We start from the raw sequence: 23,805 nt of genomic DNA, 5'->3' as shown, positions 1-23,805 counted from the left end.
GCCGCCCGACGCGCGCTCAGTGCTGCAGGTGGTTGTCGCCGCTGTCGGGCCGGCTGCCGCGCGAGCCCTGCTGTTGCTGCTCGGCCATCAGCTGCCGGCGCTGGCCCTGCAGGTCGCGCAGGCGCGCGTCGATCACCGAGGCCTCGATGAAGTCGAGCCCTACCTGGCCGCTGCGCGCCAGCTGCTGGCCGGCCCGCAGGCGGTCGATCGCGCCGCCCAGGTTGCCCAGCGCGGCCTGTGCCTCGGCCTCGGCGCGCACGGCGCGCAGCTTCTGACCCTGGCGGTCACTGGTCTGGGCCATCAGCTGCCAGGCGCTGCTGTCCTGCCGGTGCTCGGCCAGCCAGGTCTGCAGGGCCTCGGCGCTGGTGCGCAAGGCCGCGGGCTGGCCCTCGGCCAGCGCCAGGCGCGCGCGCAGCAGCAGGCTGGCGCGGCCGGCATCAGCGCTGTCGGGCAGCAGCGCCGTGCGGGCCGCGGCCACGTCGCCACGCGCCAGCGCCACCTCGGCCGCGAACTGGTGCAGGTCGCGCTGCGAGGCCGCATCCACGGCACCCGGCGCGGCCGCGGCCTGCAGGGCGGTCATCAGCCGGGCGGCGCGCTCGGCGCGTGCGAAGTCGCGCAGCTGCGTGGAGGCCAGTGCGGCCGCGCTGGCCGCGGCCAGGCGCTCGGCCAGCGGCAGGCTGGTTTCGGCGGCGCGCAGATCCAGGTCCTGCAGGCGGCGCAGGGCCTGCACCGACGGGTCCATCAGCACCTTGGCGCGGGCCTGCATCAGCGTGTGACGCAGCGTGGGCGGCGGCAGCACCACGCTGCCGTTGGTCTCGACGCGCTGGCGCGCCTCGCCGATGCGGTCAACCGTGAGCGGGTGGCTGCGCAGGTAGGGGTAACCGCCGCTGTCGTTCAGGCGGCTGGACTGGTCGAGCTTGTCGAACATGCCGGCCATGCCCGAGGGCGCGAAGCCGGCGTCGCCCAGCAGCGCGAAGCCGTTGCGGTCGGCCTCGCGCTCCATGTCGCGCGAGAAGTTCAGCTGCGACTGCGCCATGGCCGCCTGGCCGCCGGCGATGGCCGCCTGCGCCACGTCGACATTGCCCGAGCGGCCGGCCACCAGCAGGCCCAGCAGCATGGCCGCCAGGCCCAGTGAACTGCTGCGCGAACCCGCGCTGACGCTGCGCGCGATGTGCCGCTGCGTGATGTGCGAGAGCTCGTGCGCCAGCACCGAGGCCAGCTCGTCGGGGCTGGCGGTGAGCGCGATCAGCCCCAGGTGCACGCCCACGTAGCCGCCGGGCAGCGCGAAGGCGTTGACGCTGCGGTCCCGCACCAGGAAGGCCTCGTACGGGAACAGCGTGGCCGTGTCCACGCCGATGTCGCCACGCGCCTGCGCGGCCTTGACCAGCGGCTGCCACAGGCCCTGCAGGTAGCTCAGCAGGATGGGATCGTCCAGGTAGTCGGGGTCGCGGCGGATCTCGCGCATGATCTGCTCGCCCACGCGCTTTTCGGTGCTGAGGCCGAACTCGTCGGAGGCGGACTCGCCCAGGGCCGGCAGGCGCAGGGCCGGTGCCGGCCCAGCGGCGCCTTGCGCCTGCAGCGGCGATGCAGCCCCGATCAGCAAGCCTGCTGAAACCAGCGCGCACAGCGCGCGGCGCGTCCTGGCCAGGCCCCGGGGCAGCAGGGTGGGCAGGGCTGGGTGAGCGTTCAAGCGGAGCCTCGGTGCAAGTCGGCGTCGCCTATCATCGCACCCCTTCATTGCCCGCCCGTTGCTCGCTGCCATGACCTCGCCGCTGACCCATTTCGATGCCCAAGGCCAGGCCCACATGGTGGATGTGGCCGCCAAGACCGAGACGCACCGCGTGGCGCGCGCCGTGGGCACCATCCGCATGCTGCCGACCACGCTGGCGCTGATTGCCGGCGGCACGGCCAAGAAGGGCGACGTGATCGGCATCGCGCGCATCGCCGCCATCCAGGCCGCCAAGCGCACCGCCGAACTCGTGCCGCTGTGCCATCCGCTGCCGCTGACCCGCGTGGCGGTCGAGTTCCGCCTCGACGAGCCGGCCAGCGCGGTGCACATCGAGGTCACGGCCGAGACCGTGGGCCGCACCGGCGTGGAAATGGAAGCCCTGACCGCCGTTCAGGTCGGTCTGCTCACCGTGTACGACATGTGCAAAGCGGCCGACAAGGGCATGGAGATGACCGGCATCCGCCTGGTCGAGAAGCAGGGCGGCAAGAGCGGGCACTGGGTGGCACTGGCCTGAACTTGAGCCGTGGCCGGGCACGCGCCCGGCGCCGTCAGCGCCCGGCGGTTGCCGCAGGCAGGTAGTCGCGCCAGCCGGGCGTGCTGGCCGGCGGCTGGCACGGAAAGCCCGTCGTCTTACCGCCCTCGCAGGGGGCGAAGAAGTCGTCCGCCTCGGGGTTGTCGAACTCGCGCAGCCGTGCCGCCACGCCCTGCGCCAGGGTCTCCTGCCCCTGCGCGTGCAGGTGCTGCGCCCAGGCGATCATCAGGCGCGTGTCCAGCAGCGAGTGCGTGCCGCGCGCCAGGCCCAGCGCGCGGGCGGCAGCCGGCACCTCGTTGGTGGATGCCGCGTAATCGGCGTGATGGGCGAACAGCAGGCTGCGCTGGCCCCGTTCGATGCGCTCGGCCAGCGGGGTGCTGCCCGGCGGGGGTGCGTAGATGACGACCACGCTGCGGTAGTCCAGCAGCGCCAGCGCACCGCCCAGCATCATGGCCAGGCCCAGCGCCAGGCCGACCGCCAGGCCCGGCCCGCGCGGCAACGGCTCGGCCGCCCGGCTGGGCTGCAGGCCAGCGGCCGGATCGGGCAGGCCCAGCACGAAGCCCCAGGCGAAGGCGGCCGGCAGCAGGAAGTAGGCGTACCACAGCGGGTACTCCACCAGGCTGTGCAGGCCGGCCAGCAGCACCAGCACCAGCGCCGCACGCCCGGCGCTGCCGGCTGCGCTTGGCGCCGCCATGGCTCGCCGCCCGCCCTGCCACAGCGCCCAGGCCAGCAGGGCCAGCACCAGCCCGGCGCGCGGCAGGCCCAGTTCCACCGCCAGCTGCAGCATCAGGTTGTGGGTGTGGTCGAAGAAGGCCGTGGGCCGACCGGGGAAGGGTGTCAGCGTCCAGGCGAAGTTGAACTCGCCGAAGCCCACGCCCAGCCAGGGTTGGGCCTGGATCAGTGCCAGCGCATTGCGCCAGATGTTGCTGCGTCCGTTGCGGCTGCCACCATCGCCCAGGCCGCCTGCATCGATACGCGCCTCGGCGCCCAGCGCCTGGTGCGCCAGCTCGCCATACCAGGCCATCGCGCCATAGGCCAGCGCATACAGCAGCGGCGTGGCTGCCAGCGTCCAGCGCGCGGTGCGCGACAGGCGACGGTCCAGCAGGCCCCACAGCATCAGCACCCCCAGGCCGACGGCGCCGGTGCGCGAGGCCGTGAGTTCCACGCCCACCACCAGCAGCGCCACCACGGCCGCCAGCGCGCGGCGCGGCAGCCGTCCCAGCTCATGCAGCGCCACGGCGGCCACCATGGCCCACAGCAGCAGGCTGCACAGGTGATTGGGCTGGCGCAGGTTGCCCACCGCGCGGCCCGGCAGGCCGCTGGTGGCGATCAGGCTGCCATCGGCCCAGCCCGGCATGAACACCTGCACCCAGGCCACCACCGTGCTGGCCAGGCCGGCCCCGAGCAGGCCCACACAAAAGGCCTCGAACAGCGCCGGGCCCTCATGCCGCCGAGCGGCATCGGCACCGGTGCCCACCAGCAAGGCGGCCGCGGCGATGAGGCCGGCCGCCGCCAGGCTCAGCGAGCGGGGCAGCGCACCCAGCCACCAGGCGCTGAGCGCCGATACCCCCAGCACACCCAGCACCGCCAGCAACGACCCCGCACCCCGTGGCCAGCGCGCGGGCGCCAGCACCAGCACCCACGCCCCCCAGGCCGCCACCGCCACGCACTGGTTCAGCAGCGTGGCCGAAGGCGGGGCGTTGTAGGCCAGCAGCGTGGGCACGCAGCAGGCGAGGAGGGCGGCGAGCCAGAGTGAGGGAGCGAGCGAGGAAGGGCGCGGGATGGAGGGGTGCATGTGGAACGCAGCGATGGCAGGAACTGCAGTGAACGCGCCGGGTCTTGAGGGGTCCAGCGTCTGCGTTGGTCAGCACAGGCGCCTGAGGCTGTTGCCATCTGCTGATTCGTGAAATCGCGGTCGGATGCTAGCAGCCAGCCTTCTGCACACATGGCCTCTGTTGGAGGGGGCCTCTGCCCTCAAGAATTGGCCGTCTCGCGCAGGCTGCGACGAAGGCCTTGAGGCATCTAGTGGGCGCTGGCGCCCACCTGAGCAAGCTTCGGGGAGGGGCCGGAGCAACTGCGACCGCGCAGGTCACGATCGAAGTTCCCGTGGTGGAGGGTCCAACGCACTGGCGGGGTGTATGGGACGCTGCCAAGGTCTGGGAATGCGCCTGGTTTGGTGACGTTGAATCCCGCCTGCCTGGTCATGGTGGCGTATGCAGAGCGACCGGAGACGGGTTGATCCCGGTTTGCCCGCAGCGCGCGGGTGCGTTGCGGGTTGGCTGCCTGCCAGGCGTCGGACAACCAGAAGAACATCGGCACACGGTAATTGACCTCAGCCGCGAATCCATGACCTGCGCGCCTGCACTGGCCATCGAACAAGGCCTCTCCGTGGTCAGCCACAAACATCAGGGTGGCCGACAGTCCCGTGCCTTGAAGTTCGGCAATCACGGCGTCGAGAAACCAATCCGTGTACCTGACCGAGTTGTCGTACGCATTGATCAGCGCTGGTGTGTGTCTGTCGTGCCAGATGTCAGGCCGGTCGCTCGAGGCCAGGGCGGGCACGAAATGCTCAAACTCGGGCGGGTATCGGTGGGCATAGTGCAGATGACTGCCAAGGGTATGCAAGACGATGAGCTTGCGTGGCTCGGGCCTGGACAAGATCTCCTTCAGGCGTGGAAGCAGTGCGCCATCGAGGGCGCCTCGTCCTTTGTAATCGACCGGGTTGGCATAGAAGTGTTCATCGGCCTCATGTGCCAGCACGGCGATAGGAGTTTCGTGCGTTCCCGCGGCGCCTTGCGTGCTGAGCCAATGGGTTCGGAAACCGGCTTGGCGAAATGCCACCATCAACGAGGGTGCGTCATACGCCTCACTTGCAGTCAGTAGGAGTGGCACAGACTCCCGTGTCGCGGCAGCGGCTGAAACCGCATCCGAGAAGGCGATGATGCCGGAGCGGGCGATGAGTCTTGGTGTCGTATCGCGAGCACCACCAAACAGACCCCAGCGATCGGGCCGTGCCGTCTCTCCGATCACCAAGACATGTACCGCGGGCGTGTCTTGTTGTGCGGGTGAGATCCAGCGCACCCCCACGTCCAGACGACCCACGGCTTGCGCGCGAGCTTCAACGCGGCGCAAGTGATGACCGAAGCGTGCAAGGCGCAGCGGCAAGCCCCATGGATAGCTGTCCTCCAACCGGGCTGCCAGGCCCTCACGATCCTCCGTCAACGGATCAGATGGCAGCTCCTCCAGGTCACGGGCGTCCGCGATCTGCCCCTCCGCCAGAACCAATGCGATGACCATCAGCAGCATGGCGGCCAGGCCCCCTATGCACCATAGGCGTGAGCGATGTTGCCAATGCCAATCTGCAATCCACCATTGTCGACAGGCCCAGACCGTGGCTGCGATCGACACCATGATGGTCAGGAGTACCCAGCCCCACCAAGGCCCCAACCAGGCCAGAACCTCGTCCGCGTGGGTTTCCGCCAGCACGCCGTAGACATGTGGCCCGGATGGCTGCCCGAACTTGAGCAGGTAGAAGGCCTCTGGGACCGCCAGCAGAGCAAAGGGGGCCAGCGCCCACACCGCCAAACGCGAGCGCCCAAACAGCGCCAGCGGCCCGACCAACCAGACCACGGAAAGGCCCAAGACGAACCAGGGCCCCCCGATGTCATCCACCCTGGGACTCAGTCCGACGATGTCCGTCGGATGTCGAACGACCAACCAGGCGATGGCCGGGAGCAGAGTGGGTGCAAACAGCAGCGCAACAGCCAAGGGCATGCGCCAGCGTGCGTGTCGCAAAGACATCCTGTGCAAAACGTAAAGGGGGCCGAAGCCCCCTTGAAACTCACGCGTTGATGGGAACCGAGATCAGGTGCCTGTGCCGGTGGCGGCGGCGCCCTTCACGTAGCCCTTTGTCACACATGCACCGCTGAAGGTCCAAGTGATTCGACCATTGCCGGCCGCAGGCGTCATCACGCAGGTGTCGCCGGCGTCGATGCCCTTGTAGGCATTCGGCGTCATGGTCAGCACGCCACCAGCGCCGGTCTCGACCTTGTTGAGTGCGCCGGTGGTGGTGGCGGTCATGTTGCTCGGAACGTCATTCGATCCCGGCGTGCCGCAGTCCGCCAGCGCATTCGTCTGGCTGTAGCAAATCTCCACGCCCTTTTTGAAGTTCGCCGCGCCGGCAATCACTTCCGAGTAGGCTGCCTTGGTGACATAACTTTGGTAGGCCGGCAGGGCCACGGCGGCCAGGATGCCAATGATCGCGACGACGATCATCAGTTCGATCAGGGTGAAACCTTGTTGCAGATTGCGCTTCATGGTGCAGCTCCTCGGGTGGAACGGAAACGGGTGGGTGGGGACGACGAGTGCTTCATCGCAGGACGCGTGCCAACACCGGATGTGAGGGGTTCAGGGGTCTGGCGCGGTGTTTCTTCACGACCGGGCCGGTCGGGGTGCCGCGTTGTGTCACACGGCGCGTCGGTCGGGTGACGTTTTTCGTCACCCCTGCCGCATCACGTCAGTGTCAGGCGCTGGCCGGCGCTCAGGGCCTGCACGCTGTGGCGGGGCGCCAGGGCGGTGATCTCGCTCATCACCGTGTCCAGCTCGCCCGGCTTGATGTGGGTGATCCACACGGTGCTGCCGTCCTGCAGCCGGGCCAGTTCCTGGCCCAGCGCAGACGGGTGCAGGTGGCGGCTCAGCGCCGCCAGGCGGTGCTCGTCGTTGCGGAAGGCGGTTTCGATGACGAGGTGGGCCACCGGCATCTGGGCCAGCCGCTGCCACAGGGCCTCGTTCGGGCCGGTGTCGCCGGTGAACACCCAGGCGCCCTGGCTGGCCAGCACGGCGAAGCCCACGGCCGGCACGGTGTGCTGGGCCGGCAGCACCTCGACGCGGCGCGCGCCCAGGTTCAGCACCTCGCCGGTGTCGAACGGATGCAGGGTCAGGATGGGCCGCTCGGCCGACGGCAGGCGGGTGAAGTCGGGCCAGATCTGGCCGTTGAACAGGTGCTGTCGCAGGGCGTCCAGCGTGGCCGGCAGGCCGTGCACGCGGATCGGCGGGCGGCCGGTGCGGCGGCGCATCACGCTGTCGGCCAGCAGCGGCACACCCAGCACATGGTCAAGGTGCGAATGGGTGAGCAGGATGTCCTGGATGCCGGCCAGTTCATCGAGCGTGAGATCGCCCACGCCGGTGCCGGCGTCGATCAGCACGTCGTCGTCGAGCAGGAAGGCCGTGGTGCGGCAGCCTGCGGCAATGGAGCCAGAGCAGCCCAGGACGCGAATCTGCATGGAGGACGGAGCCGCCATCCGGGCGGGCGGGAACGATTGCGAAGGGTGCCAGCCGGGGTGGGTGGCGGGTCCGTCGCGCGTCGGCGAGCCGAGCCGCGGCGGTGGCGCGATCGTCGCCGCCCCCTGCGGCGGATGCAAGCCTGAGGCCGCTCAGTTGTCCACGACCTGAACGACTGCGTGCCGTGCGGAGCGCGGCGATGTGAAGTCGATCACGTGGCCGGGAGACGTGCCGCCGCTGGCCGCGGCAGGGCGCTCAGCCCTGCACGAACTGCATCTGCGTGCCGGCCAGCTCGATCAGGTCGCCGTGGTGCAGCGGTGCGGTGTCGCCGGCGATGGGCACGCCGTTGATCGTGGGGCGCTGCTGGCCCTCCACATGGGCCAGCACGTAGCCGTTGGGCCGGCGGGTGATCGATGCCACCTGCACGCCAGGCTTGCCCACCGTGGTGACCACCTTGGTCAGCGTGACGGCGCGGCCGGCGGCGGCGCCGGTGAGCACCTTGATCGACGCGGTGGTGCCGGCCAAGGCCGCTGCGCCACTCAGGCCGCCCATGCCACCCATCGGGCTGGACACGCCCGCCGGGCTGGCGCCGGCCGGTTGCAGGTACGAGGGGTGCGGCGGCACGCCGGTGCTGCCGCCCGGCCGCATGATCATGGTCTTCTCGAAGTCGCCACCTTCCTCGACCAGGAACTTGATCTTGTACTTGCCGATCTCGACCGTGTCGTTGTGGGCCAGCAGCTGCTTCTTGATCGCCTTGCCGTTGATGTAGGTGCCGTTGGTGCTGTTGAGGTCTTCGATGAAGACGTCGTTGCCCACCATCTGCAGCACGGCGTGCTCGCCGCTGACGGCGAGGTTGTCGATGACGATGTCGTTGTAGGGCCGCCGGCCGAGCGTGGTCTTGTCCTTGGTGATCTGGACTTCCTTGATCACCACGCCGTCGAGAGACACCACCAGCTTGCCCATGCTTGACCTTCTACGTTTTCATCCAGCCCGGGATGGGCTCGAGAACGCCTGCATCGCTGCAGAACTGCCGCGTCAGCGGCCGAACTTCCACCACGGACGCCCGGGCGCCGCGGTCCCTCCCGCTACCCGCACGAGTATGAGAGCGATATTATCCTTTCCACCTGCCTCATTGGCCGCGTCGATCAGCGCCTTGCCGGCGGCCGGCAGCGCGTCGTGCGTCTGCAACAGGCGCGCGATCATCGGGTCATCGAGCATGTCCGACAGGCCGTCGGAACACATCAGGTAGACGTCGCCCGGCTGCAGCTCGTGCAGATGGGTTTCCAGCAGCACCGTGTCCTCCACGCCCACGGCGCGGGTGACGAGGTTCTTGTTGGCCGAGAAGGCCGCCTGCTCGGGGGTGATCAGGCCGGCGTCGATCTGCTCCTGCAGCAGCGAATGGTCGCGCGTGATCTGCGTCAGCTGTCCGCCGCGCCAGCGGTAGGCGCGCGAGTCGCCCACATGGCCCAGGCGCAGCTGGCCTTCGCGGAACACCGCCACCACCAGTGTGGTGCCCATGCCGGCGTACTGCGGGTTGGCGTTGGCGGCGTTGAAGATGGCGCGGTTGGCGTTGTCCACGCAGATGTCCATCGCGCGGCGCACTTCCAGGTCGCTGGCGCGCTGTGCGGCCTGGGCCAGCCAGCGGCCCAGCTCGGTGCAGATGAAGCTGGTGGCCATGCCGCTGGCCACTTCGCCAGCGTTGTAGCCGCCCATGCCGTCGGCCAGAACGGCCAGCGCATTGCCTTCGTCCACCGCCACCGAGTCCTCGTTGTTGGTGCGCGAGCGACCCGTGTCGACGGCGTGGAAGAACTCGAAGGTCATGCTGGGCGCTGCGCGCGTGGGCCGGGGGAGCGGGCGATTTTGCATCGGAAGCCACGGGGGATCATCGCGGCCCCCTACAGTCGGAACGCGACATCCGGCGCAAGAACGCGCGCCATCACGGCGGCCAGCGCCGCCAGGTTGGCCGCCCAGTCGGCCAGGTCGGTCGGGCGCTGTTCGGGCTCGCGGGCCAGCAGACTTTCGACCGACGCGACCACGGTGGCCGGCAGGTCACGGCGCAGCACGGCCAGGCGCGCCGGCGCCTCGCGGTGGGTGGAGCGCAGCAGTTCGCCCAGGGTGTCGGCCTGGTGCGGGCGGCGGCCGGCCAGCAGCTCGAACAGCATCACGCCCAGCGCGTAGGTGTCGGTGGCGGCGCTGGCGGGCGCGCCGGCCAGTTGTTCGGGCGCCATGTAGGCCGGCGTGCCCAGCGTCATGCCGGTGCGTGTCTGCGCGGCGTCGTCGACGCGGGCCACGCCGAAGTCGATCAGCTTGAGCACGCCGGTGCCCAGGTCGACCACCACGTTGGCCGGCTTCAGGTCGCGGTGCACGATGCCGCGCGCATGCGCATGCGCCAGCGCGGCGCCCACGCGCGCGCCGATGCGCAGCACCAGCGTTTCGGGCAGCAGGCGGCTGGGCTGGGTGTAGCGGCTCAGGTCGTTGCCGTGCACGCGCTCCATCGCCAGCCAGGCTTCGTGGGCGGTGAGCCCGGCCTCGTGCACGGCCAGGATGTCGGGGTGCTCGAGGCGGCGGGAGATGTCGGCCTCGCGGTGCAGGCGGGCCAGCCATTCGGCGCGCTCGGCCGACGGGATGTCGGCACCCAGCGGGATGCGCTTGACGGCCACCGACGCGCCGGTGCGTAGATCAACCGCCTCGTAGACCTCGCCCACGGCACCGCCGCCCAGGCGCGAGCCGATGCGGTAGCGCCCGGCCAGCAGGGGCAGCGGCCGCGCCATGGCTGGCGCGGCAGACTCGCGACGAAGAAACGAGAACCAGGCCACTGCGCCTCCCGTGACGCCCGGTGATGGATGGCCGGGGCACGTTAGCACAGGCGCAGGCCTGCGGTCATCCGCCGCTCACGTGGGCGGGGGACGGCGTGGGCGCCGCCGTTGCGTCTCAGGTCTCGGCAGGCTGGCGGCGGGCCTGCGCCCAGCGTCCGGCCAGCAGCACGCCGGCGATCAGCAGCGCATACAGCGCCCAGCGGGCCAGCGCATGCGGGTCGAACACGGCGTCCAGCAGCGGCTCGGCGACGATCATCTTGGCCGCTGTGAACGCCAGCACCGCGGCGCCCAGCTGCACGATGACCGGGAAGCGGTCGATCAGGCGCAGCACCACCGAACTGCCAGCCACCACGATGGGCACGCTGATCAGCAGGCCCAGGATCACCAGGGTCATGTCGCCATGGGCCGCGCCAGCCACGCCCAGCACGTTGTCGATGCCCATCAGCGCGTCGGCGATGACGATGGTCTTCATCGCGCCCCAGAAGCTGGCGGCCGGCGTGCCATGGTCGTCACCATCGTCGGCCGGCACCAGCAGGCGGTAGGCGATCCACACCAGGCCCAGGCCACCGGCCAGCATCAGGCCGGGGATCTTCAGCAGCCACAGCGTCACCAGCGTCATGGCGGCACGCACGACGATGGCGCCCACCGTGCCCCACAGCACCGCGCGCTTGCGCAGGGTGTCGGGCAGGTTGCGCGCGGCCAGGGCGATGACGATGGCGTTGTCGCCAGCGAGCACCAGGTCGATCAGGACGATGGCTGCCAATGCGGCGAACCAGTCGGGGGAAAACAGGGTCATGGAATCTCCGGAAGGTGTCGAGTCGTTGTGGCGACGCGGCAGCGCTCGGAGATCGGATGCCAGATGCGCGGGGGGGACCGCGGCCTTCGACCCGATGCACGCCAGGCGGTGCACGCGTCGAAGGTCTTGCCCGGCGGTGCCTGGATGGCACACCGCCCGACGGGCCGGAAGCAATGCTTCGTATTGACGACCCGCCGACCCAGGCCGCAAGGTGCGGGCGCACCGGCGGCGAACTGGGGGGCTACTCCCCTTCTGGGGCAGGATTAGGCCAGAAAACAGCAGAGCCTGGGAAACTGCGGGCCTTTCGCAGCATCACCGGGGGGCGGCGGGCGGTGTCTTGTCACGCACCCGCCGCGGTGGCCGGGCTCAGGCCTCGGCGGTGTGGCCAGCCTGGCGGCGCTGCAGCAGCAGGCCGACGGCCACCACGCCCAGGGCGCCCAGGGCGCCGGCCGCCTGCACCACCCAGTGCGGCACGCTGCCCAGGTGCTGGGCGACGGCGGGGTCGGTGAGCATCATCTCGCCGGCCAGGAAGCCCAGCAGGCCGGCACCGATGGTGATGATGACCGGGAAGCGCTCCATCACCTTCAGCAGCATGGTGCTGCCGAAGATGATCAGCGGGATGCTGATCGCCAGTCCGATGACCAGCAGCGTGGTGTCGCCCTTGGCCGCAGCGGCCACGGCCAGCACGTTGTCCAGGCTCATCACCAGGTCGGCCACCAGGATGGTGCGCACGGCGGCCATCAGGCCACCGCTCTTGTCGCTGCCGACATCGCCGTCGCCATCGTCTTCCAGCAGCAGCGACACGCCGATGTAGGCCAGCAGCACGCCGCCGATGATCTTCAGGTAGGGCCACTTCAGCATCTCGGCGGCCAGCAGCGTGAGGCCGATCCGCATCACGATGGCGGCGGCACTGCCGTAGAAGATGGCCTTCTTCTGCTGGTGCTCGGGCAACGAGCGGGCGGCCAGGGCGATGACCACCGCGTTGTCGCCCGACAGCAGGATGTTGGCAAGGATGATCGAGCCGAGCGCGGCCCAGAATGCGGCGGACATCAGGTCCATGGAAGTCTCTCCGGCGGTCTTGTGGTCCCGTGGATCGGCGCACGCGGCGCCGCACGGGGCAACCTGGAAGTGTAGGAAGCGCAGGGCCCGCCACCGTTCGTAAAACTACGCAAGCGGTGGCGATGGCGTTGGCGGGCGTCTGAAGGCGGACGCCGGCGCCCGAAAGCGCGACAGCCACCCGCAGGTGGCTGTCGTTGAATAGGTGTCACCGGTCGCGGCGCCTCAGCGGCGCCGTTGGTGCGCCGGGGCTCAGATCTTCAGCAGACCCTTGAGCAGGCGACCCATCTCGCTGGGGTTGCGGGTGACGGTGAAGCCGCACTCCTCCATGATCGCCAGCTTGGCGTCGGCCGTGTCGGCGCCGCCCGAGATCAGCGCACCGGCATGGCCCATGCGCTTGCCCGGAGGGGCGGTCACACCGGCGATGAAGCCCACCACCGGCTTCTTCATGTTCGCCTTCACCCAGCGCGCGGCCTCGGCCTCGTCGGGGCCGCCGATCTCGCCGATCATGATCACCGCGTCGGTGTCCGGATCGTCGTTGAACAGGCGCATCACGTCGATGTGCTTCAGGCCGTTGATCGGGTCGCCGCCGATGCCCACGGCGCTGGACTGGCCGATGCCCAGCTCGGTCAGCTGCGCCACGGCTTCATAGGTCAGCGTGCCCGAGCGGCTGACCACGCCGACGCGGCCCTTGCGGTGGATGTGGCCCGGCATGATGCCGATCTTGATCTCTTCGGGCGTGATCAGGCCCGGGCAGTTCGGGCCCAGCAGCAGCGTCTTCTTGCCGCCGGCCGCTTCCTTGGCCTTCATCTTGTTGCGCACTTCCAGCATGTCCTTCACCGGAATGCCTTCGGTGATGCAGATCGCCAGGTCCAGGTCGGCTTCCACCGCTTCCCAGATCGCGGCCGCGGCGCCCGCCGGCGGCACGTAGATCACGCTGACCGTGGCGCCCTGGGCGCTGGCCGCTTCCTTCACGCTGGCGTAGATGGGAATGCCTTCGAAGCTCTCGCCAGCCTTCTTCGGGTTCACGCCCGCCACGAAGGCGTTCTTGCCATTCGCGTAGGCCTGGCAGCCCTTGGTGTGGAACTGGCCGGTCTTGCCGGTGATGCCCTGCGTGATGACGCGGGTGTCCTTGTTGATGAGGATGGACATGTCGTGTTCTCCTGGGCTTACTTGACGGCGGCGACGATCTTCGTCGCGGCTTCGGCCATCGTGTCGGCGGCGATGATGGGCAGGCCGCTGTCGGCCAGCATCTTCTTGCCCAGGTCTTCGTTGGTGCCCTTCATGCGCACCACCAGCGGCACGCCCAGGTTCACCGCCTTGCAGGCCGTGATCACGCCCTCGGCGATGGTGTCGCAGCGCATGATGCCGCCGAAGATGTTCACCAGGATGCCCTTGACGTCCGGGTTCTTCAGCATGATCTTGAAGGCCTCGGTCACCTTCTCGGCCGTGGCGCCACCGCCCACGTCCAGGAAGTTGGCCGGCTCGCCGCCGAACAGCTTGATGGTGTCCATCGTGGCCATGGCCAGGCCGGCGCCGTTGACCAGGCAGCCGATGTTGCCGTCCAGGCTGATGTAGGCCAGGTCGAACTTGCTGGCTTCCACCTCGGCCGGATCTTCCTCGTCCAGATCGCGGTAGGCCACGATCTCGGGGTGGCGGAACAGCGCGTTGGCGTCGAAGTTGAACTTGGCGTCCAGCGCGATCAGGTTGCCCTTGCTGTCGCAGTTCAGCGGGTTGATCTCCACCAGGCTGGCGTCCGTGTCCATGTAGCAGCGGTACAGGTTCTGGAACAGCGGCACGGCCTGGTCGACCGACACGCCCTTCAGGCCGATGGCCTCGGCGATCTTGCGGGCCTGCGCGTCACCCAGGCCGGTGAGCGGGTCGATCAGCTCGGTGGTGATCTTCTCGGGCGTGGCGTGGGCCACTTCCTCGATGTCCATGCCGCCTTCGCTGGAGGCGATGAAGGCGACCTTCTGCGAGGCGCGGTCGGTGACGAGGGAGACGTAGTACTCCTTGCCGATGTCGGCGCCTTCCTCGATGTACAGGCGGCGCACCTTCTGGCCTTCGGGGCCGGTCTGGTGGGTCTTGAGCTGCATGCCCAGGATCTGGCCGGCCAAGTCCTTCACGCCGTCGAGCGTCTTGGTGACCTTCACGCCACCGCCCTTGCCGCGGCCGCCCGCGTGGATCTGCGCCTTGACCACCCACACCGGGCCGCCCAGCTTCTGCGCGGCTTCCACCGCCTCCTGCACCGAGAACGCCGCAATGCCGCGCGGCACCGGCACATTGAACTGGCGCAGGATTTCCTTGCCTTGGTATTCGTGGATTTTCATCGTGGGCTCTTGGCTGTCGAGAGAACTTTGTGCTGCCTGCGCACGGCGCGCCGTGGGCAAGCCCGGTGTTGGCCCGGCGCCCGAGGCGGGGCGAGCAAACCTGCGCAATTTATCATGTTGCACTGCGGAAAACCCGAACGAGTGTCGCGGTGGCGCAGTCGGGCATTGCGCTTGTGCCGTTTCGGCACGTCGTGAAGACGGGTTGGCAGGCGCTGGAGGGGGCCCCTGGATGGGGGGGCTCCGGAGGCTTCAGGCCTCGTCGTCGGTCAGGCCGCGGATGACGCGCCGCACCACGTCGGACGAGAAGCCTCGGCCGGCCAGAAAGCGCATCTGGCGCAGCCGCTCGCCGGGGTCAGCCGCGGGCGCGCCGTACTTGCGCTGCCAGACCTCATGGGCGCGGGCCAGTTCGGTGTCGCGCAGTTGCTGGCGGGTGTCGGCGTCGGGGGCCAGGCCGTGCTGGGCCAGTTCGCGCTCGATGCGCAGGTTGCCGTAGCGGCCCTGGCGGGTGTGGATGCGGCTGTCGATGAAGCGCTGGTCGGACAGGTAGCCGCGTGCGCTCAACCAGTCGAGCAGCGCATCGACCTCGGGGGCGTGATCGACCGGATCAGCGCCCGCCTGCGAATCATCGTCGGGGGCATCGGCCGCGAAGGTATCACCGTCGCCCGCCGGGCCTTCGAGCGGGGCCGCCCAACCCGGCGCACTGACGGCGGGTGGCGGCACCGGTCGGCCGGCGGCGGCGCGCAGCAGCCGCGCGCGCAATTCGGCGCGGCTGTGCTCGCGCTGCGCCAGCCATTGCAGCGCGCGCACTTTCAGCGAGGCGGGACGCGGCGGCACCCCGGTGCCTGGGTTCAGGCCTCGGCGTCGCCGGCCGGGCCGGGCTGCAGCGGCACGCCCAGGGCCTCACGCACCTTGTTTTCGATTTCCAGCGCGATGTCGGGGTTCTCGCGCAGGAACTCGCGGGCGTTGTCCTTGCCCTGGCCGATCTTCTCGCCGTTGTACGCGTACCAGGCGCCGGACTTGTCGACGATCTTGGCCTCGACGCCCATGTCGATGATCTCGCCCTCGCGGCTGGTGCCTTCGCCGTAGAGGATGTCGAACTCGGCGGTCTTGAACGGAGGCGCGACCTTGTTCTTGACGACCTTGACCTTGGTCTCGCTGCCGATGACCTCTTCACCGCGCTTGATGCTGCCGGTGCGGCGGATGTCCAGGCGCACCGAGCTGTAGAACTTGAGCGCATTGCCGCCGGTGGTGGTTTCGGGGTTGCCGAACATCACGCCGATCTTCATGCGGATCTGGTTGATGAAGACGACCATGCAGTTGGTCTTCTTGATCGTGGCGGTGAGCTTGCGCAGGGCCTGGCTCATCAGGCGGGCCTGCAGGCCGGGCAGGCTGTCACCCATCTCGCCTTCGAGTTCAGCCTTGGGGGTGAGCGCGGCCACCGAGTCGACGATGACCAGGTCGACCGAGCCGGAGCGCACCAGGGCGTCGACGATCTCGAGCGCCTGCTCGCCGGTGTCGGGCTGGCTGATCAGCAGCTCTTGCAGGTTGACGCCGAGCTTTTGCGCGTAGGCGGTGTCGAGTGCGTGTTCGGCATCGATGAAGGCGCAGGTGCCGCCCAGCTTCTGCATCTGGGCCACGACCTGCAGCGTGAGCGTGGTCTTGCCCGAGGACTCGGGGCCGTAGATCTCGACGACGCGGCCGCGCGGCAGGCCGCCGACGCCCAGCGCAATGTCGAGGCCCAGCGAGCCGGTGGAGACGACCTCGAGCGCCTCGACGGCCTCGCCGTCGCCCAGCCGCATGATGGACCCCTTGCCGAACTGCTTCTCGATCTGGGCGAGGGCGGCTTGCAGGGCCTTGGCTTTTTCGGTGTTCAGTGCTTTCACGGGTGCGTCCATGGTGGGCTCTCCTCGGGTACGTGGCCCGATGATAGCCGAGTTACTGTATGTTTGAACAGCCTGGTCAAGTCCACAGTGCAGATGAACCCGCGCCGGGCCGTGCTGTCAGGATGTGCAAGTGTCGGGCTGCCTAGAATCAATTCGAGTCCAGCCGGCCGGTGCGCGCCGGGTTCTGGTCACGGCAGGGCACCAGCAGGAGACGAAGATGCGGATTCTCATCGCGGAAGACGACCAGGTGCTGGCCGACGGATTGTTGCGCTCGCTGCGGGCCACCGGCTACGCGGTGGATCAGGTGGGCAGCGGCAGCGAGGCCGATGCGGCGCTGGCGGCGCACGAGTTCGATCTGCTGATCCTCGACCTGGGCCTGCCCAAGATGCATGGCTTCGACGTGCTGCGCAAGCTGCGCGGCCGCGGCTCGGCGGTGCCGGTGCTGATCCTGACCGCGGCCGATTCGGTGGAGCAGCGTGTCAAGGGCCTGGACCTGGGCGCCGACGACTACATGGCCAAGCCGTTTTCGCTGCAGGAACTGGAGGCGCGCGTGCGCGCGCTGACGCGGCGCGGCCTGGGCGCGGCGTCCAACGTCATCAAGCACGGGCCCCTGACCTTCGACGCCACCGGCCGCGTGGCGTACATCAGCGACCAGATGGTGGAACTGTCGGCCCGCGAACTGAGCCTGCTGGAGGTTCTGCTGCAGCGCGCCGGCCGGCTGGTGAGCAAGGACCAGCTGGTCGAGCGCCTGTGCGAGTGGGGCGAAGAGGTCAGCAACAACGCCATCGAGGTCTACATCCACCGCCTGCGCAAGAAGATCGAGCAGGGGCCGATCCGCATCGCCACGGTGCGGGGGCTGGGCTATTGCCTCGAGAAAATTCCGAACTGAGGCCCACCCCCGAGGCGCCTGCGGCGCTTCCCCCTCAAGGGGGCATCGCGAGCGGCCCGGCAGAGCCGGATCCGCGGCGATCGCTGGGTTGGGTTCGCGCTGTGCGAACGGCCGGGCGTTATCCTGCCACGCATCACCATGGACACCCCCCGCGAACAGCGCTCGCTCTTCGGCGAGATCCTCGACTGGATGCTCGCGCCGCTGCTGCTGCTGTGGCCGCTGAGCGTGGCCCTGACCTGGCTGGTGGCGCAGAGCATCGCCAGCCGGCCCTTCGACCGTGAGCTGGCGGCCATGGCGCGCACCGTGGCGCGGCAGGTGGTGGTGGAGCCGGGCAGCATCGAGAAGGCCAGCACCATCCGGCTGCGCCACCCCGAGGTGGCCAGCGAGGTGCTGCGCACCGACGACGCCGAACGCGTGCTGTACCAGGTGCTGGGGGCGCGGGGCGAATTCGTGGCCGGTGACCGCAACCTGCCGGTTCCCGAGGACACCCCCGCCGCGCCGCAGGAGCTGCGCTGGCGCGACGACGAGCTGCAAGGCGACGGCGTGCGCGTGGCCTACCTGTGGCTGCCGCCCACCGGCGTGCCGGGCGAACTGCCGGTGCTGGTGCAGGTGGCCGAGACGCTGGACAAGCGCTCGCGCTTGGCCACCGAGATCATCAAGGGCGTGATCGTGCCGCAGTTCGTGGTGCTGCCGCTGGCCGTGCTGCTGGTGTGGTTTGCGCTGGCGCGCGGCATCAAGCCGCTCAATGAACTGCAGCAGCGCATCCGCCGCCGCGAGCCGCATGACCTGGCGCCGCTGCCCGAGCGCGACGTGCCCGAGGAGGTGGCGCCGCTGGTCAGCGCCATCAACGATCTGCTGGCGCGGCTGGACCAGTCGATGCGCACGCAAAAGCGCTTTCTGGCCGATGCCGCGCACCAGCTGAAGACGCCGCTGGCCGGCCTGCGCATGCAGGCCGAGCTGGCGCAGCGCGAGATCGACGCCGGCCAGCAGGACGCCAAGTCGCTGGGCCGCTCGCTGCAGTACATCGCGCATTCCAGCGAGCGCGCCGCGCACATGGTGAACCAGCTGCTCGCCATGGCGCGTGCCGAGGCACGCACGCTGGCGCGCCAGCCCGAGACGGTGAACCTGGTGGAGCTGGCGCGCGAGACGGTGCGCGACTTCGTACCCAAGGCCATGGACAAGCGCATCGACCTGGGCTACGAGGGCCCCGAGGCCGACGCGGCACTGCACGGCCGCCTGCTGGGCCAGCCGGTGATGGCGCGCGAGTTGGTGCGCAACCTGGTAGACAACGCGCTGCAGTACACCCCGGCCGGGGGCACGGTGACGGTGCGCGTGATGGACGACCCGTTCGGCCAGGTGGTGGTGCTGCAGGTGGAGGACACCGGCCCGGGCATCCCCGAGGCCGAGCGCGCGCTGGTGCTGGAGCCCTTCTACCGCGCACTCGGCACCAACACCGACGGCAGCGGCCTGGGCCTGGCCATCGTCAACGAGATCGTGCAGCAGCATGGCGCCGAGATGAGCATCGCCGACGCCCGTCCACGCAGTGTGGCGATGGCGCAGGGCCAGGCGCCGGGGGCGCTGTTCACGGTGCGCTTTCCGCTGGTGGCCTGGGGCCCGACGGTGGCAGACGCGGCTCAGTCGAGCGCTGGGCCGCCCCAAGCCGACTGAGCACCCGCCCGGCGGGTGGCCTTGCGTACCCGCAAGGCCGGGTGCCCCAGTCAGCGTTGCATCAGCCCGCGGCTGCGCGCGATGGACATCAGCATGCCCAGCGCCAGGCCCAGCGTCACCATCGCAGTGCCGCCATAGCTGATGAAGGGCAGCGGCACGCCCACCACTGGCAGGATGCCGCTGACCATGCCCAGGTTGACGAAGCCGTAGGTGAAGAAGCTCAGCGTGATGGCGCCAGCCAGCAGGCGCGAGAAGGCGGTGGGCGCCTGGGCCGCGATGACCAGGCCGCGGAAGATCAGCGCGATGTAGCAGACCAGCAGCAGGCCGGCGCCGAGCAGGCCGAACTCCTCGGCGAAGCCGGCGAACACGAAGTCGGTGGTGCGCTCGGGAATGAACTCCAGGTGCGTCTGCGTGCCGCTCATGAAGCCCTTGCCGGTGAGGCCGCCCGAGCCGATGGCGATCATGCCTTGCAGGATGTGGAAGCCCTTGCCCAGCGGGTCGCGCGTGGGGTCGAGCAGGGTGCACACACGCTGCTTCTGGTAGTCGCGCAGGCCGTGCCAGGCCACTTCGGGCTGGCACAGCGTGTCGCCCATCAACACGATGGTGGTGATGCCCACGGCACCCAGCAGCAGCACGGGCACGATCAGCCGCCACGACAGGCCGGCAAAGAACAGCACGTACAGCCCCGACGAGAGCACCAGGATGGCCGTGCCCAGGTCGGGCTGCTTGGCCACCAGCAGCACCGGCACCAGCAGCAGCAGCCCGGCGATGGCGAACTCGGGCGTGCGCCACTGGCCCTCTCGCTTCTGGAACCACCAGGCCAGCATCAGCGGCATGGCCAGCTTCATGATCTCGCTGGGCTGGATCACGATGCCCAGGTTGATCCAGCGCGTGGCGCCCTTCTTGGTGATGCCGAAGGCCAGCGTGGCCAGCAGCAGCAGCACGCCCAGCGTGTACAGCGGCACGGCCAGCGTCTGCAGCCGCTGCGGCGGCACCTGGGCGGCGATGAGCATCACCACCGCGCCGATCATCATGTTGCGGCCATGGTCGGCGAAGCGCGTGCCGTGGTCGAAGCCCACCGAGTACATGGTCACCAGCCCGAGCGCGGCCAGCATCAGCACCACCGCGGTCAGCGGGCCGTCGAAGCCGCCCAGTACCGGCTTCAGGCGCTGCCACAGGCTGGGCCGTTCGAACACGACGCTCATCGCGAGGCTCCTGGGGTGGCCGCAGCGGCGCTGGCCGTGCGGGCGCCACTGCTGGCACCGGCGGCGCTTGCAGCGCTGGCGGCACTGGCGGCACTGGCGCCCAACGCCGGCGCCATCGGCTGGCCCGGCAGCGGCACCTCGGCCGCGCGCCGCGGCGTGCCGATCGGTGCGCTGCTCTGGCCCTGGCGGGTGGCGGCCATGTCTTCGTCGCTGGGCCACTGGCCCTGCAGCAGGTAGTCGAACACGCGGCGCGCGATCGGCGCGGCCGCCTGGGCGCCGAAGCCGGCGTTCTCGACGATCAGTGCCAGCGCCACCTGCGGCGCCTCGGCCGGCGCATAGGCCATGTACAGCGCATGGTCGCGCAGGTGCTCGGCCATCTTGGCGGCGTTGTACTTCTCGTTCTTGCCGATGCTCACCACCTGGGCCGTGCCGGTCTTGCCGGCGGCCTGGTAGCCGGCGCCGCGGAAGGCGGTGGCCGAGGTGCCCTCGATGTTCACGCCCACCAGCGCGCGGCGGATCACCTCCATGTGCTCGGGCTTGATCGGCACCGGCGTCAGCGGCTCGGCGGCCACCTTGCGCGAGGCGCCCGACACCACGTCGACCACCTCGCGCACCAGGTGGGGCTTGTGGCGCTGGCCGCCGGCGGCCAGCGTGGCCGTGGCCTGGGCCAGCTGCAGGATGGTGAAGCTGTTGTAGCCCTGGCCGATGCCCAGCGAGATGGTCTCGCCTGCGTACCAGCGCTTCTGCTCGGGCTTGCGGTAGGCGTTCTGCTTCCAGGTGGTGGAGGGCAGCACGCCCTTGACCTCGCCGTCCAGGTCGATGCCGGTGAGCTGGCCGAAACCATAGGGCGCCAGCTGCTCGGCCATCAGGTCCACGCCCATCTCGCTGGCCAGGATGTAGTAGTAGGTGTCGCAGCTCTGCACGATGGAGCGGTACATGTCCACCATGCCGTGGCCGCCCTCCTTGTCGTCGCGGAAGCGGTGGTTGCCGAAGTTGAAGTAGCCGGGGTCGGCATAGGCCTGCTGTGGCGTGCGTTTGCCGGTGGCCAGCGCGGCCAGCGACATGAAGGGCTTGTAGGTGGAGCCCGGCGGGTAGGTGCCGCGCAGCGCACGGTTGAGCAGCGGCTTGTCGATGGACTCGTTCAGCTCGCGCCAGCTGTCCACGTCGATGCCGTCGACGAACAGGTTGGGGTCGAAGGTGGGCTTGCTGACGAAGGCCAGCACCTCGCCGGTGCGCGGGTCGATGGCCACCAGCGCGCCGCGCCGCTCGCCGAACAGCTGCTCCACCAGCATCTGCAGCTTGATGTCCACGCTCAGCCGCAGCGTGTTGCCCGGCGTGGCCGGGTGGCTGCCCAGGCGGCGCACGGCGCGGCCGCCGGCCGAGGTTTCCACCTGGTCGAAGCCGGTCGTGCCGTGCAGTTCGCGCTCGTAGCGCTGCTCCAGCCCCAGCTTGCCGATGACCTCGGTGCCGCGGTAGTTGGCCTGGTCCTCGTCGGCCCAGTCGTCCATGGCCTTCTGCTCGGCGTTGTTGATGCGGCCGATGTAGCCCACCAGGTGCGAGCCGGTCTCGCCCAGCGGGTAGGTGCGGAACAGCCGCGCGCGCACATCCACGCCCGGAAAGCGGAAGCGCTGCGCGGTGAAGCGCGCCAGTTCCTCGTCGGACAGGCGGTTGCGGATCGGCAGCGACTCGAAGCTCTTGCTCTCGTCCATCAGGCGCTTGAAGCGCCGCCGGTCCTTGGGTGCGATCTCCACCACCTCGGCCAGCGCGTCGATGACCTTGTCGAGCTCGCCCTGCACCTTGGCCGGCGTGATCTCCAGCGTGTAGGCCGAGTAGTTGGTGGCCAGCACCACGCCGTGGCGGTCGATGATCAGGCCGCGGTTGGGCACGATGGGCACCACCGCGATGCGGTTGGCCTCGGCCTGCTCGGCCAGGTCATCGTGGCGCACCACCTGCAGCCAGAACAGCCGCGTGCCCAGCAGGCCGAAGCACAGCAGCACGAACAGCGCGGCGGCGATCAGGCGGGTGCGAAAGCGCCCCAGCTCCCGATCCAGATCCTTCAGTTCCGTCACAGCGGTCTGTTTTCGTCGGGATCAGGGGCGCGGCGCTGCGGCGCCAGCAGCAGCCACACCACCAGCGGCCACAGCGCGGCCTCGGCCAGCGGCGCCAGCATCAGGCCCCAGCCGGGGAACATGCCTCCGGCGATCATGCGCGCCAGCAGCGACACGCCGTGCGCCGCCGCGAACAGCGGCAGCACCTGCAGCGCCTGCGCCGGCACCGGAAACCACAGCAGCCGCCGGTGCATGGTGATCGCGAAGTAGGCCAGCAGCGTGTAGGCCAGCGCATGCTGGCCCAGCACCGCGCCCTCGTGCACGTCCATCACCAGGCCGAACACGAAGGCCCAGCCCACGCCGACGCGGCGCGGCTGGTAGACGTTCCAGAACACCAGCACCAGGGCCACCAGGTCGGGCGAGCCGGGATGGCGGCCGATCGGCGTCATCTCCAGCAGCACCGCCAGCACCAGCGAGAAGCCGATGAACAGCGGGTTGGCCGGCAGCAGCAGCTGGTTGGCGGAGCCCAGCGGGCGGATCATGGCCGGCTCCCGGCAGCGCTGGCAGGGGCGGCGGACGCTGCGGCCGTGGCCGATGCGGCGCCCGACTTGGCCGCGGCCTTGCCGGCACCCTTGGCGGACTTGTCGGCCTTGGCCGGCTCGGGCGCGGGCTCGGGCCGTGGCGGCATCTGCTGCGCCGTGGGCTGCAGCACCAGCAGGTGGCGCACGCCGTCGATGCCGGCCGCGGGCGCCAGCAGGATGCGGGCGAAGCCGGCATCGGCGCGGCGGTCCACGCGGGTCACGGTGCCCACGGTCAGGCCCGGCGGATAGACGCCGTCGATGCCGCTGGTCAGCAGCCGGTCGCCGGCCTTCACGTCGGCGTTGGCGGCCACGAAGCGCAACTCCAGCGCGCCGCCGCCCTCGGCGCCGCCGAAGGCCGCGCTGCGCTGCTGGGTGCGCTCGTTGAGCACTGGGATCGCGGCGTCGCGGTCGGTCAGCAAGGTCACCAGCGCCGACAGCGGGTACACCGCCGTCACCTGGCCCAGCACGCCGGCCTCGTTGACCACCGGCGCGCCCAGCGTCACGCCGTGGCGCTCGCCGCGGTCGATGAACAGCTTGCGCGAATACGGGTCGGCGGCCTCGTACAGCACCTCGGCACTGACCGAGGGCACGGCCAGCGCCGGGCGCAATTCCAGCAAGGCGCGCAGGCGGGCGTTTTCCTGGGCCAGCTGGTCGCCGCGGGCCACGCGCTCGGCTTGGCGCGCCAGCTGCACGCGGGCGGCGTTTTCGGCGCTGCGCGCGGCATCCAGGCCCTGCAGGTAGCCGCCGGCCTCGTCGGCCAGGCGCACCGGCCACTTCAGCGCCTGCTGCACCGGCAGCAGCGCGGTGGCCAGCGCGGCGCGCAGCGGTCGCGTGAGCTTGAAGCGCGTGTCGGCCGCCATCAGGAAGACGGCCAGCGCCGAGCACAGCACCAGCTTGGTCAGTGCCGACGGGCCCTGGCGGAAGAAGGGCGGCGGGGTACGGTCGATCGTGCCGAGCGACATGAGGGGCTGCGGCGCAGGCGCAATGTCAGG

The 23,805-nt window shown here is 69.9% G+C and carries 21 protein-coding genes; 3 read left to right on the top strand and 18 right to left on the bottom strand.

All coding sequences use genetic code 11. The annotated features are described in order from the left end of the window. Positions 1-16: 16 nt before the first annotated feature. Entirely contained in the window at positions 17-1,690 is a 1,674-nt protein-coding gene (locus AACH10_RS15640) for a M48 family metalloprotease (RefSeq protein ID WP_341411382.1), read from the bottom strand. Between the two features lie 70 nt (positions 1,691-1,760). Here AACH10_RS15640 and moaC point away from each other — a divergent pair, with 70 nt between their 5' ends. Further along, on the top strand, positions 1,761-2,243 hold the full coding sequence (moaC, locus tag AACH10_RS15635) for a cyclic pyranopterin monophosphate synthase MoaC (protein WP_341411381.1): 483 nt from the start codon (positions 1,761-1,763) through the stop codon (positions 2,241-2,243). Between the two features lie 34 nt (positions 2,244-2,277). Here moaC and AACH10_RS15630 read toward each other — a convergent pair whose 3' ends face one another. The 13 genes from AACH10_RS15630 to recA all read right to left on the bottom strand — a co-directional run bounded on the left by AACH10_RS15630 (position 2,278) and on the right by recA (position 16,434). Then, a complete protein-coding gene (locus tag AACH10_RS15630; protein ID WP_341411380.1) occupies positions 2,278-3,984 on the bottom strand; it encodes a PglL family O-oligosaccharyltransferase in 1,707 nt (568 codons plus the stop codon). Between the two features lie 299 nt (positions 3,985-4,283). Further along, a complete protein-coding gene (locus tag AACH10_RS15625; RefSeq protein ID WP_341411379.1) occupies positions 4,284-6,035 on the bottom strand; it encodes a phosphoethanolamine transferase in 1,752 nt (583 codons plus the stop codon). 90 nt (positions 6,036-6,125) lie between these two features. Then, a complete protein-coding gene (locus AACH10_RS15620; RefSeq protein ID WP_341411378.1) occupies positions 6,126-6,578 on the bottom strand; it encodes a pilin in 453 nt (150 codons plus the stop codon). A gap of 194 nt (positions 6,579-6,772) precedes the next feature. Continuing rightward, on the bottom strand, positions 6,773-7,543 hold the full coding sequence (locus tag AACH10_RS15615; RefSeq protein WP_341411377.1) for an MBL fold metallo-hydrolase: 771 nt from the start codon (positions 7,541-7,543) through the stop codon (positions 6,773-6,775). Positions 7,544-7,796: 253 nt separating this feature from the next. Beyond that, a complete protein-coding gene (locus AACH10_RS15610; RefSeq protein ID WP_341411376.1) occupies positions 7,797-8,504 on the bottom strand; it encodes an FHA domain-containing protein in 708 nt (235 codons plus the stop codon). Positions 8,505-8,576: 72 nt separating this feature from the next. Then, positions 8,577-9,362, bottom strand: coding sequence for a Stp1/IreP family PP2C-type Ser/Thr phosphatase (locus AACH10_RS15605; RefSeq protein ID WP_341411375.1), 786 nt, complete (start codon positions 9,360-9,362; stop codon positions 8,577-8,579). A 74-nt stretch (positions 9,363-9,436) separates the two neighbouring features. Beyond that, positions 9,437-10,312, bottom strand: coding sequence for a serine/threonine-protein kinase (locus AACH10_RS15600; protein WP_341411374.1), 876 nt, complete (start codon positions 10,310-10,312; stop codon positions 9,437-9,439). 160 nt (positions 10,313-10,472) lie between these two features. After that, positions 10,473-11,153 (bottom strand): TerC family protein, encoded by a 681-nt coding sequence (locus AACH10_RS15595; RefSeq protein WP_341411373.1) that lies wholly within the window; start codon positions 11,151-11,153, stop codon positions 10,473-10,475. A 366-nt stretch (positions 11,154-11,519) separates the two neighbouring features. Further along, positions 11,520-12,212: a TerC family protein gene (locus AACH10_RS15590; RefSeq protein WP_341411372.1), complete on the bottom strand. Its 693-nt coding sequence runs from the start codon at positions 12,210-12,212 to the stop codon at positions 11,520-11,522. A 249-nt stretch (positions 12,213-12,461) separates the two neighbouring features. Further along, positions 12,462-13,361, bottom strand: coding sequence for a succinate--CoA ligase subunit alpha (gene sucD / locus AACH10_RS15585; RefSeq protein ID WP_341411371.1), 900 nt, complete (start codon positions 13,359-13,361; stop codon positions 12,462-12,464). Between the two features lie 17 nt (positions 13,362-13,378). Further along, positions 13,379-14,539 (bottom strand): ADP-forming succinate--CoA ligase subunit beta, encoded by a 1,161-nt coding sequence (sucC, locus tag AACH10_RS15580; protein ID WP_341411370.1) that lies wholly within the window; start codon positions 14,537-14,539, stop codon positions 13,379-13,381. Positions 14,540-14,788: 249 nt separating this feature from the next. After that, entirely contained in the window at positions 14,789-15,373 is a 585-nt protein-coding gene (locus AACH10_RS15575; RefSeq protein ID WP_341411369.1) for a regulatory protein RecX, read from the bottom strand. 14 nt (positions 15,374-15,387) lie between these two features. Beyond that, a complete protein-coding gene (gene recA / locus AACH10_RS15570; protein ID WP_341411368.1) occupies positions 15,388-16,434 on the bottom strand; it encodes a recombinase RecA in 1,047 nt (348 codons plus the stop codon). Positions 16,435-16,639: 205 nt separating this feature from the next. On the opposite strand from recA, the gene AACH10_RS15565 reads away from it, so the two are divergent. Together AACH10_RS15565 and AACH10_RS15560 are read left to right on the top strand one after the other, a co-directional pair. Continuing rightward, positions 16,640-17,311 (top strand): response regulator, encoded by a 672-nt coding sequence (locus AACH10_RS15565; RefSeq protein ID WP_341411367.1) that lies wholly within the window; start codon positions 16,640-16,642, stop codon positions 17,309-17,311. Between the two features lie 138 nt (positions 17,312-17,449). Next, positions 17,450-18,979: a sensor histidine kinase gene (locus AACH10_RS15560; RefSeq protein ID WP_341411366.1), complete on the top strand. Its 1,530-nt coding sequence runs from the start codon at positions 17,450-17,452 to the stop codon at positions 18,977-18,979. 50 nt (positions 18,980-19,029) lie between these two features. Here AACH10_RS15560 and rodA read toward each other — a convergent pair whose 3' ends face one another. From rodA to mreC, 4 genes are read right to left on the bottom strand one after another with little or no spacing between them, the layout of a single operon-like run. Beyond that, positions 19,030-20,184 carry a rod shape-determining protein RodA gene (gene rodA / locus AACH10_RS15555; protein ID WP_341411365.1) on the bottom strand — a complete coding sequence of 385 codons (1,155 nt, stop codon included), beginning with the start codon at positions 20,182-20,184 and terminating at the stop codon, positions 19,030-19,032. Next, the gene (gene mrdA / locus AACH10_RS15550; RefSeq protein WP_341411364.1) at positions 20,181-22,253 is read right to left on the bottom strand and encodes a penicillin-binding protein 2; all 2,073 of its coding nucleotides are present in this window, start codon (positions 22,251-22,253) and stop codon (positions 20,181-20,183) included. The genes rodA and mrdA overlap by 4 nt, the downstream gene beginning before the upstream one ends. Then, the gene (gene mreD, locus AACH10_RS15545) at positions 22,250-22,774 is read right to left on the bottom strand and encodes a rod shape-determining protein MreD (RefSeq protein WP_341411363.1); all 525 of its coding nucleotides are present in this window, start codon (positions 22,772-22,774) and stop codon (positions 22,250-22,252) included. The genes mrdA and mreD overlap by 4 nt, the downstream gene beginning before the upstream one ends. Next, the gene (gene mreC, locus AACH10_RS15540) at positions 22,771-23,775 is read right to left on the bottom strand and encodes a rod shape-determining protein MreC (protein ID WP_341411362.1); all 1,005 of its coding nucleotides are present in this window, start codon (positions 23,773-23,775) and stop codon (positions 22,771-22,773) included. The genes mreD and mreC overlap by 4 nt, the downstream gene beginning before the upstream one ends. Positions 23,776-23,805 lie beyond the last annotated feature (30 nt).

The organism is Pseudaquabacterium inlustre, assembly GCF_038066595.1.
GTDB lineage: Bacteria > Pseudomonadota > Gammaproteobacteria > Burkholderiales > Burkholderiaceae_C > Pseudaquabacterium > Pseudaquabacterium inlustre.
This window is presented reverse-complemented; position numbering and strand designations above follow the sequence as displayed.

Bases quoted from the DNA above. Each gene is read 5' to 3' on its own strand.
- moaC (WP_341411381.1), top strand. From the start codon at position 1,761: ATGACCTCGCCGCTGACCCATTTCGATGCCCAAGGCCAGGCCCACATG.
- AACH10_RS15625 (WP_341411379.1), bottom strand. From the start codon at position 6,035: ATGCCCTTGGCTGTTGCGCTGCTGTTTGCACCCACTCTGCTCCCGGCC.
- AACH10_RS15620 (WP_341411378.1), bottom strand. From the start codon at position 6,578: ATGAAGCGCAATCTGCAACAAGGTTTCACCCTGATCGAACTGATGATC.
- AACH10_RS15615 (WP_341411377.1), bottom strand. From the start codon at position 7,543: ATGCAGATTCGCGTCCTGGGCTGCTCTGGCTCCATTGCCGCAGGCTGC.
- AACH10_RS15610 (WP_341411376.1), bottom strand. From the start codon at position 8,504: ATGGGCAAGCTGGTGGTGTCTCTCGACGGCGTGGTGATCAAGGAAGTC.
- AACH10_RS15605 (WP_341411375.1), bottom strand. From the start codon at position 9,362: ATGACCTTCGAGTTCTTCCACGCCGTCGACACGGGTCGCTCGCGCACC.
- AACH10_RS15600 (WP_341411374.1), bottom strand. From the start codon at position 10,312: ATGGCGCGGCCGCTGCCCCTGCTGGCCGGGCGCTACCGCATCGGCTCG.
- AACH10_RS15595 (WP_341411373.1), bottom strand. From the start codon at position 11,153: ATGACCCTGTTTTCCCCCGACTGGTTCGCCGCATTGGCAGCCATCGTC.
- AACH10_RS15590 (WP_341411372.1), bottom strand. From the start codon at position 12,212: ATGGACCTGATGTCCGCCGCATTCTGGGCCGCGCTCGGCTCGATCATC.
- sucD (WP_341411371.1), bottom strand. From the start codon at position 13,361: ATGTCCATCCTCATCAACAAGGACACCCGCGTCATCACGCAGGGCATC.
- sucC (WP_341411370.1), bottom strand. From the start codon at position 14,539: ATGAAAATCCACGAATACCAAGGCAAGGAAATCCTGCGCCAGTTCAAT.
- recA (WP_341411368.1), bottom strand. From the start codon at position 16,434: ATGGACGCACCCGTGAAAGCACTGAACACCGAAAAAGCCAAGGCCCTG.
- AACH10_RS15565 (WP_341411367.1), top strand. From the start codon at position 16,640: ATGCGGATTCTCATCGCGGAAGACGACCAGGTGCTGGCCGACGGATTG.
- AACH10_RS15560 (WP_341411366.1), top strand. From the start codon at position 17,450: ATGGACACCCCCCGCGAACAGCGCTCGCTCTTCGGCGAGATCCTCGAC.
- rodA (WP_341411365.1), bottom strand. From the start codon at position 20,184: ATGAGCGTCGTGTTCGAACGGCCCAGCCTGTGGCAGCGCCTGAAGCCG.
- mreD (WP_341411363.1), bottom strand. From the start codon at position 22,774: ATGATCCGCCCGCTGGGCTCCGCCAACCAGCTGCTGCTGCCGGCCAAC.
- mreC (WP_341411362.1), bottom strand. From the start codon at position 23,775: ATGTCGCTCGGCACGATCGACCGTACCCCGCCGCCCTTCTTCCGCCAG.